Genomic DNA, 9,828 nt, shown 5'->3' with positions numbered 1-9,828 from the left:
GAATAAAACAAAGCAACCGTCCGATAGGACAAAACGAAACACCTCAACGTCCTTTTCTACCCACGTTTACTGTGCCCTTGATCACGTTAGCTCTTGCACTGTGCCAAACAACCCGCTAAAGTTTGGTCGTCGCTGAAAAATTCAGCGACCGGGTTTAGCGGCCCGATTAAGTTGGCGCATAGGCGCCCCCATCCGACAGCAGGCGCTTTTTTTATGCCTGCCGTTTCGTGTTATGGCGGCTGTGCGTGGGAAGCCTTCGGGCTTGCCGGGTGCCAACTTTCCCGGTCCGCTAACCCGCGCATAGCTGCCACCCCATTCGTTTAGCGGCGAACCGTGGCAGCTCCAAACCTAAAGTTGGAGCAATACCCATGACGCCATACGCACCAAATCCGTCCGCCAACAATCGTGCCGTAGCTCTAAGGGCAATGGCTTTGTTCGCCTTACGTGCTGATTCTTCCTTGTCTGTTCGTCTTCGCCGCTACAACGCAGCCATGGAAAAAGTCCGAGCCCTTGAATCAGGTCGAAATGCAGAGGTGGTGTCCCATGGATAACTTCAAACCTCTCGACTCAAATTCGCAAGGCGCTTCGAGGCCCGTCCTCTATCTAAACACCCGCGCAACTCAACGGGATCTAATGGACGCTGCTGACTGGCGCCTCGGCGCCGTACAGGATCTTCTTTCCGTGCTGAGTATTTGCAAGATGGAAGACAGTGACCCTCGCGATATCGCCAAAGTTTCTCGCGCCTTGCAGTTACTTGTTGACGACGCCCACTCGCTGTATCAGGCAGTTCGCCAAGCGGCCTAGTCATCCTATTGGCCCTGGTGCTCATTGCAGCGGGGCCACCGGAAAGGCTCACCGGATCGGACTACGCAGGAGGTCTGCTGATGCGAAGCTGGTACACCGCCATGGAACTCGCAGGGCTCACTGGTATGCCTCACACCCCCCAAGGCGTGAGGAAGGCTGCGTTGCGTGCGGGGTGGGAAAGCCAGCGTAGACATGGCTCAAAAGCGCGCGAGTATCCTTTCTCCATGCTACCCGCAGTCACCCAAACAATTCTGATTACACAATCAGTCGCCTCCCTACAAACGTCACCGATTGTCAGCACCTCTCCAATTTTAGTAGAACGTGACACCGTTTTTCCGTCACGTTTAAACGAAGATCAGCGTTCTGTAATGACGGCGCGACTAGCCTTCGTCCGCGAGATTGAGCGTTTGAGTCAAACGATCAGCCAGCAACGTGCCATCGAAACTCTAGTAGGTCTGGCGAAAGTCGACCAACTCAGCACATACCTGAGCGGACTCGTAGAACGGGCGAACAATCGTAAATCCGACGAGCGATCCTTGAGCGAGCGCACGCTAAAACGCTGGTTGGCCAGCTATCGAAAACAAGGTGAAATCGGCCTCGCACCCGCTCGCCGACAGAAAGACATGAGCCTGCCCGCGTGGTCAGCGTCGTTTCTCAGTTGCTACCAACGCCCAACCAAGCCCAGCGTTGAAGCGGCTTATGCTGAGTTCGCCCTCAAGCATACGGCTGAGCGCCCTAGCATCCACGTGGTTCGCCGCTTCCTTAATAGGCTGAACATCGAGGCCCGCGAGCGTGGTCGCCGTACTCCGCAGGAACTGAAAGCACTGCAACCCTTCAAGCGCCGACTAACCAAAGACCTACTGCCCTGCGACGTGTTCACGGCCGACGGCCACAAGTTCGACGCAGAGGTATTAAACCCGCGTACTGGCAAGCCCTATCGGCCGGAAATTACCACCGTCCTGGATGTCGCCACCCGCAAGGCCATCGGCATTTCCATCGGTGAAGCCGAATCGACCATCGGTGTTATGGACGCTTTGCGCGATGCCATGAAGCACGGCATGTTCGCCTTCTTCTATGTCGACAACGGTTCAGGCTTCGCCAACGACACTGTCCGCGAAGTAGTCGACCGTCTCGGCGGCACTATGACCCATGCTTTGCCTTACAACAGCCAGGCACGGGGCCTGATCGAACGCTCTCACCAAACCATATGGGTCAACGCTGCCAAGAAACTACCTAGCTACATCGGTGCGGACATGGACAAACACGCCGGGACAAAGGTGCATCGGATTGGCCGCAGAGAACTGCGCGAAACCGGAAAAACCCGCCTGATTCCGACCTTCGCCGAGTTCATGTCCGGTGTCGAATATGAGATCGAAACCTACAACAACTGCCCGCACCGGGGGCTGGCAAAGTTCCGCGATCCGCTGACCGGCAAAATTCGTCACATGAGCCCAAATGAGGCCTGGAGCGCGGCCATTGCCGCTGCCTGGGAACCGATTGTGGCGCCTGCCGAGTTGTTGAATGACCTGACACGCCCGCAAGTGATCCGCCCGACACGTCGCGGCGAAGTTACCTGGGCCGGTGAAACCTATTTTCTGGACGCTTTGCGTAACTTTCACGGCGAGCAAATCCGCCTGGCGTACGACGTGCGCGATTCATCCCGTATCTGGGTCCGCACGCTGGATGGCGAGTTGATCGGCGAAGCAATCCTCGGCGGCAATGCCAGCGATTACATGCCGAAAACCATGATTGAAAAGGCCTACGACAAACGCGAGAAAGGACAGATGAAACGCGCCGTGGACAAGCTGGAAACACTCACCGGCAGTCGCGTAGAAATGATCACAACCTCACCTGCTCCATCCGCCGACCTCAGCGCCGAGCAACTGGCCGACGCACAGCGCTTTGCCGCAAGTCTTACGACTCCCAAATCCAACAGATTCGAACTACCCAACGACCCGATTGGCAGGTATCGACTGTGGGAAGCACTCAACAGGCGCTTCCAAGCCGGGGAGCTTCTCAATGGAGAAGAAGGTTTATGGCATGAGCGATACCCGCGCCATCTCGACTTTACCGCCATCAAGCGGATGTATGAGCACACCAACTCGTAGGGCCATTGCCAACGCCAATGGCCGATAGCACGCAAACAGCATGGAGAAGCACGGAATGAGCGCACCGAAGATAGTCCCCCTGACGAACGTCGGCTTGCTGGCCAGCGCAGTTGAGCGTGCTATGGCACGACCATCCAACTTACCCGGATTAGTGGTGATGTACGGTGCCAGCGGGCTAGGCAAAACCGTAGGGGCGACATTCGCAGCGAACATCTATCGCGCCTATTACGTCGAGTGCCGGGACACTTGGACAAAGAAGGCCTTTCTCGCCGCTGTTTTGCGGGAAATGACTATAGTGCCAAGCCGCACCATGTCGGAGATGGTTGATCAAATCGCAGATCAATTGTCACGGAGCGGGCGCCCTCTCATCGTCGACGACGCACAGTACCTTTTAGAAAAGGCAGCAGCCAACGTTCTGACCGACATCTATAACGCCAGCCACGGAACCATAGTTCTGATCGGAGAAGAGCGCGTACCGTTGAGCCTGGCAAAGCTTGAGCGACTACATAATAGGGTTTTGGAATGGGTGCCAGCACAACCTGCCACACAGGAAGATCTGAGAACGTTGTCAGCCGCCTGCTATCCACACCTCCAGATTCATGACGACCTTCTTGATGACCTGCGAAAAGCCGTGCGTGGCTGCCTACGTCGAGTGGTGGTAAACCTTTACCGCGTCCAATCAGAAGCAAAAGCGTTCGGCTGGGACTCAGTTGATAGCGCGCAGTGGGGGGACCGTGGCTGGTTCACCGGTGACGCACCGTTGCGGAGAACACCCTGATGGGCATTGGCCGGAAGCCCGCGCATATAGTCATTCAGGACGGTAAAAGCAATCGTCAGCGTGTGTGGGAAATGATTAGAAAGCATCCTGAGGGTATTAGTTGTTACACCCTCAGTCGACGCACCGACCTCAACGATGAAACCGTTCGGACGTACATAAACAGCCTCAGGAAAGCTGGTTATCTGGAACGCGCCAATGGTGTTGGGGATCGAGCAGAATTCCAGTTAGTTCGAGACGTGGGCACCGAGGCTCCCCAACTTCGATTTGATGGCACCGCAAGCCAACAAGGCCGGGGTACAGAAGCAATGTGGCGCACACTCAGGATGCTTGATGACGTGAATGCAACCGAGCTTTCAATACACGCAACTATTGCAGTACCAACCAGCATCGCTACAGCCAAGAACTACCTAAAATGGCTGAACTGGGCAGGCTATCTGACAGTGATAGTTCCTGCACAACCAGGCAGACAAGCACGCTACGGTCTGGCACATGGAATGTACACTGGGCCACTACCGCCAATGATTCAACGAAGCGGACAAGTATTCGATCCAAACGTGGGACAAGTCGTATTCACTAGAATTAGCAGAAAAAACACGTAGTCGGGCAACAAGCAACTCTATCTTACTCTGACGTACCACAGCACAAACGCATGATTATTTACACCCTCCACTCATGAATAATTCAAAACACAACGACAGCTTAACTCGCTATTTTTTTGTAATAGTCCATACATCATGATTGGCCGACACGGCGTTAAGCTTAGCAAAAGCATAAAAAACGGCAAACCTGTGATGCCCTTCAAGTAGATGGACAGGAGAGTCACACTTTAGCCCCCACGAGGTAACAATTAAGCCCTCCGGATTAGCAAGCAAAATCGGCGGCACCGGCCAAGTACCATAAGAACTCATGTACTCAGAAATACTGGCCATACGACGGCTAGTATTATTTTTCTGAAAATGGTTACTGTATTGCACAATAGTTTCGTGCTCGCTCAAGCAAGACTGCATCAACTGAGCCAAAGAATACCGCTCCAGGGTAACGCTCATTGATCCATAATCTAACCATGCATGCATCTCAATGGCCCCTGAATGCTCATAGAACCATTGTTCAATGACACCAGCCGGGATACCAGGGAAAACGGAGCGAATGCGTGAACTGTAGTCTGCCTTGGTTTCCAACGGCTCATCCATCAAGTCGGTTTTGACGTGAAGATCTTCGATTTCTTTCTGTGACAAATTCATCCGCACTGCCCCTTCACCACCACCCCGAACACCAAGCTCTGAACCAAAATCTCGTCAGCGCCTCAAAAGCCGCTGAGCGCATGCTATCTGCTAAGGGCTACCTATGCATGTAAATTTGAATATCATCATTTCTAACGCGGGTCTAACGCCCTTCACGGTCTTGCAATGCGCCGCTTCTCTGCACGTGAAGGCTATCTATCCAGAAAACCTTAACATCACGTCCTAATCCGCAACCTCTCCTATATAAGGCGGCGCTGTTGTTAGGTGCCGAAAACCTTAAACCGCCCTGATATACGAAACTCTAAGAGAAAGCGTTTCAATGATTCCTGTTGACGCAAGGTTGGTTGGAGACATTGGAATGCATGAGGGTGAAAAGAAGGCCGGACGCAAGAAAGACTTTAATGCTTTGCCCAAGAGCATGATAGAGATGCTCGAAATAATAGAGCACTCCATTAATAAAGAAATGGAACTCGATGCTTCACCCCATCACCTCGCTAAATCGGCAGTTGTCGCTATATGCGATGTCATGGGTGGTGGAATGATTTATCTGCCACGCGGCACAGCATTAAAGAGAAAACTCAGGAGTGAAGCTCTTTACTCCGATTTTCTGAGTGGCATGGCGCATGGTGAGTTAATCAGGAAATACGCAATAGCTTCACAAACCGTGTACGACATCATTACTGATGAGCGCGCATTGAGTCTTGAAGCGAGGTTTAAACAGTAAGGGGTCTCGGGGCGTGAACGAAGAAGAGGGGCAGAGTAGAAAGGGAAAGCGGGTTCCGAGTACTACTTGGGAAGGGACCGCGCTGGAGCTTTTCAAGTCAGTTGAAAGCTCAATAGCATATGCCTTGGAGCAAGGCTCTACTCCAGAGCACCTTGCAAGTGAAGTGGTCACAGGGCTCTCCAAGTATTTTGGAGGCCGAGTTATTTACATCCCCAAAGGTTTCAGATACGACCGAGAACAGCGCAACAATGAAATATATGGTGCGTGGAAATGCGATGTATCCGTTAGCGATATATCAAAGAAATACGGACTAACGTCTGCAACAACGTATGAAATCATTGCCAGCTTCGCAAAAGAAGAAGGCTTGAAAAAATCAAAAAACAGGTTTATCAAATGATCGTTACACAAGCTAGCCTCAATGCATTGTTCGTTGCTTTCAAGGTTGTATTCCAGAAAGCACAAACGGGCACACCAACTGACTGGCAGAAAATTGCCACCGTCGTTCCGTCCTCGACTCGCAGTAACACCTACGCTTGGCTGGGTCAGTTTCCGGCATTCCGTGAGTGGGTGGGTGATCGTGTTCTCAAGGATATGGCGGCTCACGGATACACCATTGATAACAAGAAGTATGAAAGCTCCATTGTTGTATCGCGTACCGACATCGAAGATGACCAGGTTGGCGTTTACTCTCCGCTGATCGAGGAAATGGGACGTGCGTCAACAGCCCATCCGAACGAACTGGTCTTCGCCTTGCTCAAGGCGGGCCTCACTACAGCGTGCTATGACGGCCAGAACTTCTTCGATACCGATCACCCGGTTTATCCGAACAGTGATGCTACAGGTGTCGCGGTATCGGTAAGCAACTTCCAGGATGGCGAAGGCCCCGCTTGGTATCTGCTCGATGTCAGCCGAGCGATCAAGCCGATCATCTTCCAAAAGCGTCAGGACTATGACCTTAAAGCCATGACCCGTGTTGACGACGAATCGGCGTTCATGCGCGATGAGTACCGCTATGGCGTGGATGCGCGAGTGAACGCTGGGTTCGGCTTCTGGCAGTTCGCCTACTGCTCGAAAGCACCTCTCACTGTGGAGAATTACGAAGCCGCTCGCGCCGCGATGATGGATTTCAAAAGCGACGGTGGCCGACCTCTGGGTGTTGTTCCGGGCATGTTGCTGGTGCCGCCCGTGCTTGAAGGCAAGGCACGTTCGTTGCTGGTCAAGGATGCCAGCGGTGGTAATCCCTGGGCAGGCACCGCCGAACCGCTGGTCAGTACCTGGTTGAGCTAATAGGAGTCGTCAAGATGAGTAATGTTGATAAGCGCTGGGAAGGTTTGACCATTGATGGCGAACTGGCTGTCGGGGTGTTCTATGCCGGAACTCGGCACAAGCATTTCACCCTGCGCATTCCTCTTGCGGGGGATCTGATGGATGTTCAAAGCGAACATCCGGACGCCTCGTTGCAGGTAGCGACAATGGCAATTTATCACCGTCAGTTGCTGTCCCTGGGCGACATTCCACCGGAAGCGCTGACCTTCGATCTGTTGCGTGCCGAACTCGCGGAATCCGACTTGGCACTACTCGGTGCCGCCGACGAAGCACTGGAAAAAAAAATCGCGCTGCCGAGCGCAGCAAGCACGGCTGGCGACAAGTCGAACACGCCCTTGTCCGATTCGGCTACCGACTCGACGAAATAAACCGGATGCCTAAATCAGAGATCGAGACTCGTCTCGATCTGCTGATCGGCAAACAAAAAACGGGCACTCGCTACGTCAGTAAGCGAAGCAAAAAAACCAAGGGGTAGTTCATGTCCGCCGATCTACGCGTCGCGTTACGTATCCAGGCAAACTCGGGCAATAGCCGACGCGAGATCGCTGGCTTGAACCGCGACTTGCGCCAAGCTGGCAAAGAGGGCGCTCGCGCACTTTCTGTCGAGAGTCAAAAAGCTCAGTCGTCTATCTCCAATCTCGGACGTGCTGGTGTGGGTAGCTTCAAGGCTATCCGCCAGGCAGTACGTGATAGCACCAAGGGTGGACGCGAGTTTCGTACTGAAGTGATCCAGACGACAACTGGACTCAAGAACATGGGGCAAGCGGCTCGCCGTGCTGCTCAAGAAGCCAAAACGAATCTGCGTGGCGCAGATCGGGAAGGCATTAATCCGCTGCGTACCAATGTTGATCGTACAAGCGCCAGTTTCCGCCAGTTAGCCCGTGCCGCTACCAGCAGCCTGCGCACCATCAAAACTGTCGCGGCAGCCACTCGTGCCGAGTTTAGCCGGGTCAAGTCCATGATGGGCGGCGTCAACGGCCATCTGGCTGGCGCCGGTTTTGGCATCGGTGTTGGGCTTTCGGTTTCGAGCAGTGCCAAGACGGATCGAAGGATGATCCAGTTGGGCCAGACGGCTGATATGTCGCCCGCTCAAAATGAGGACATGAGGAAAGAAGTATTCCGAGTATCCAAATCGTATGGCAATGATCCTGACGCTATCCTGAGTGGTGCAGAGGCGTTGCTGGCGGGCGGGCTCAGTCCCAAAGCCGCCAAGTCGAGTATCGACGCTATCGGTCAAGCGAACGCACTTCGCAATGCTGATCCCGCTGTTCTGGCCGGGGTTGGTATGGCGGCAAAAGAGGCCTACGGCTTCGACCTGGAGAACCCGGCGTCCATGCTGGATATTCTCCAAAAAATGACTATTGCGGGGGATGCGGCGAAGGCTGAGTTGGGCGACCTGGGCGACATCTTCAACAAGGTCGGTGCCAATGCCAGCGCGGCGGGTTTCAAGTTCCACCAGTCCCTCGGCTTGATCGAATCCTTGTCCAACGTCGAGCCGAACGCCGACAACCTGCGAACGATGGTGGGGAGCTTCCTGACCGTGTTCAACACAGGCTCATATCAGGAACAAGTCACCAAGACCACCGGCATCCCGTTCTTCAACAAAGACAAGAGTCGTCGCGACCCCTTCGAGGTCGTCGCAGATATGCGCAAAAAGTACGACAAAATGCCCGACGACAAAGCACGGGCCGCATTCTTTAACGTGGTGTTCAAGAGCATGGATCGCGACGCGGTATCGTCCTGGCGTTGGATGCTGTCGGGCGACCGCGAGAAGAACATGGTGGGCATTTCCGACAAGGTTCATAACTCGGCGCCGATCTTCAATCAGCAGCTCAAGGAGAACACCGGAAGCGCCACCGGCACGGCGGGTCGTATGCGGGCGACACTGCGTGATGCAACGGATCGCATGTCGCGCCCTATTAATGAAGCGTTTTCCAGCATGGGCTCGTACCTGCTCGATGACTTGAATCTCTCCGGCGAACAGATGATGGGCTTGGGGGCAGCCACCGCGATTGGAGGCTACTACACCGGCCGTGGGCTCAAGAAAGGTGCCGGTGCCTTGCTCAATAAACTGCCAGGCATGGGCAACCCACTGGAGACCATGAAGGGTATTGCCGTTGGTAAGGTGCTGGAAGAAGCCACAGGCGTGACCTCGGTGTTCGTCACCAACTGGCCAAGTAACATGGGGGCAGGCGTTTCAGCCGATCTATCGTTGGGTTCTTCCGCTGGGAAGAAGGCACCCGCAACACCATCTGTCTTTGCCAAATGGGCAAAGGCTCTGGAACCGGCTGCCAAGGCTGCTGGTGTGTACGCGCTGACTCAGGCGCCTCGAATCGCAGCCAGATTACCTCAGCTTGCTGGCGCGTTTATTCCCGGCTCTACGCCTCAGGATGATGCGACCCGGCTGGATCAGGCACAGCGGAGCAAGCTGTCGAGTGATAGCCAGAAGGCCTATATCACCGCCTTCTACCGCAATCGCATGAGCCTGTCTGAGCAAAACCCTGATGCCGCTGATAGCTGGATTTCGAGTCAGGCGTCACGCCTTGCTCACCAGCAAACAGGTTTGACGGCGCAAGGCACATCGGTCGCAGGCGCTAATGAATGGGCGCAGATGCAATCCAACAAACTACTAGGCGCGGCAATGGGGGGCATGGGCGGAAGTAGCAGCCTTGCTGGGTTGGATGGAGCCATCAACCGACTTAAGGCTGTTCTGGAGCGGCCCTTTGTATTTGAAGTGAGGGCCGACACGGGCACGGTGCTGACGGAGCTTGAGCGGCGAGTGGGGGTTCAGATGAGACGAGGTGGTTAGTAACACCAGATTACAGCGTTAACGGGATGGCTTTCCTC

At 54.3% G+C, this 9,828-nt stretch carries 10 protein-coding genes; 9 read left to right on the top strand and 1 reads right to left on the bottom strand.

Translation table 11 applies throughout. The features are described 5' to 3' along the window. Positions 1–543 precede the first annotated feature (543 nt). From WLY71_RS05015 to WLY71_RS05000, 4 genes are all read left to right on the top strand, one after another. Positions 544–804: a hypothetical protein gene (locus tag WLY71_RS05015; RefSeq protein WP_347802718.1), complete on the top strand. Its 261-nt coding sequence runs from the start codon at positions 544–546 to the stop codon at positions 802–804. A gap of 80 nt (positions 805–884) precedes the next feature. Beyond that, the gene (locus WLY71_RS05010; RefSeq protein WP_347802717.1) at positions 885–2,912 is read left to right on the top strand and encodes a Mu transposase C-terminal domain-containing protein; all 2,028 of its coding nucleotides are present in this window, start codon (positions 885–887) and stop codon (positions 2,910–2,912) included. Between the two features lie 55 nt (positions 2,913–2,967). Then, entirely contained in the window at positions 2,968–3,690 is a 723-nt protein-coding gene (locus tag WLY71_RS05005; protein ID WP_347802716.1) for an AAA family ATPase, read from the top strand. After that, positions 3,690–4,289, top strand: coding sequence for an HTH domain-containing protein (locus WLY71_RS05000; protein ID WP_347802715.1), 600 nt, complete (start codon positions 3,690–3,692; stop codon positions 4,287–4,289). The genes WLY71_RS05005 and WLY71_RS05000 overlap by 1 nt, the downstream gene beginning before the upstream one ends. A 108-nt stretch (positions 4,290–4,397) precedes the next feature. Here WLY71_RS05000 and WLY71_RS04995 read toward each other — a convergent pair whose 3' ends face one another. After that, the gene (locus tag WLY71_RS04995; RefSeq protein WP_347802714.1) at positions 4,398–4,931 is read right to left on the bottom strand and encodes a hypothetical protein; all 534 of its coding nucleotides are present in this window, start codon (positions 4,929–4,931) and stop codon (positions 4,398–4,400) included. Positions 4,932–5,289: 358 nt separating this feature from the next. On the opposite strand from WLY71_RS04995, the gene WLY71_RS04990 reads away from it, so the two are divergent. From WLY71_RS04990 to WLY71_RS04970, 5 genes are all read left to right on the top strand, one after another. Next, the gene (locus WLY71_RS04990) at positions 5,290–5,655 is read left to right on the top strand and encodes a Mor transcription activator family protein (RefSeq protein ID WP_347802713.1); all 366 of its coding nucleotides are present in this window, start codon (positions 5,290–5,292) and stop codon (positions 5,653–5,655) included. 13 nt (positions 5,656–5,668) lie between these two features. Next, complete coding sequence (locus WLY71_RS04985; protein WP_347802712.1) at positions 5,669–6,052, top strand: Mor transcription activator family protein; 384 nt, start codon at positions 5,669–5,671, stop codon at positions 6,050–6,052. After that, the gene (locus tag WLY71_RS04980) at positions 6,049–6,942 is read left to right on the top strand and encodes a Mu-like prophage major head subunit gpT family protein (RefSeq protein WP_347802711.1); all 894 of its coding nucleotides are present in this window, start codon (positions 6,049–6,051) and stop codon (positions 6,940–6,942) included. Before WLY71_RS04985 ends, WLY71_RS04980 begins: the two co-directional genes overlap by 4 nt. A 14-nt stretch (positions 6,943–6,956) precedes the next feature. Further along, entirely contained in the window at positions 6,957–7,349 is a 393-nt protein-coding gene (locus WLY71_RS04975) for a hypothetical protein (RefSeq protein ID WP_347802710.1), read from the top strand. A gap of 110 nt (positions 7,350–7,459) precedes the next feature. Then, positions 7,460–9,790, top strand: coding sequence for a phage tail tape measure protein (locus WLY71_RS04970; protein ID WP_347802709.1), 2,331 nt, complete (start codon positions 7,460–7,462; stop codon positions 9,788–9,790). The last annotated feature ends 38 nt before the right edge of the window (positions 9,791–9,828 follow it).

It is taken from the genome of Pseudomonas rossensis, from assembly GCF_039888995.1.
Taxonomy (GTDB): Bacteria; Pseudomonadota; Gammaproteobacteria; order Pseudomonadales; family Pseudomonadaceae; genus Aquipseudomonas; species Aquipseudomonas rossensis.
This window is presented reverse-complemented; position numbering and strand designations above follow the sequence as displayed.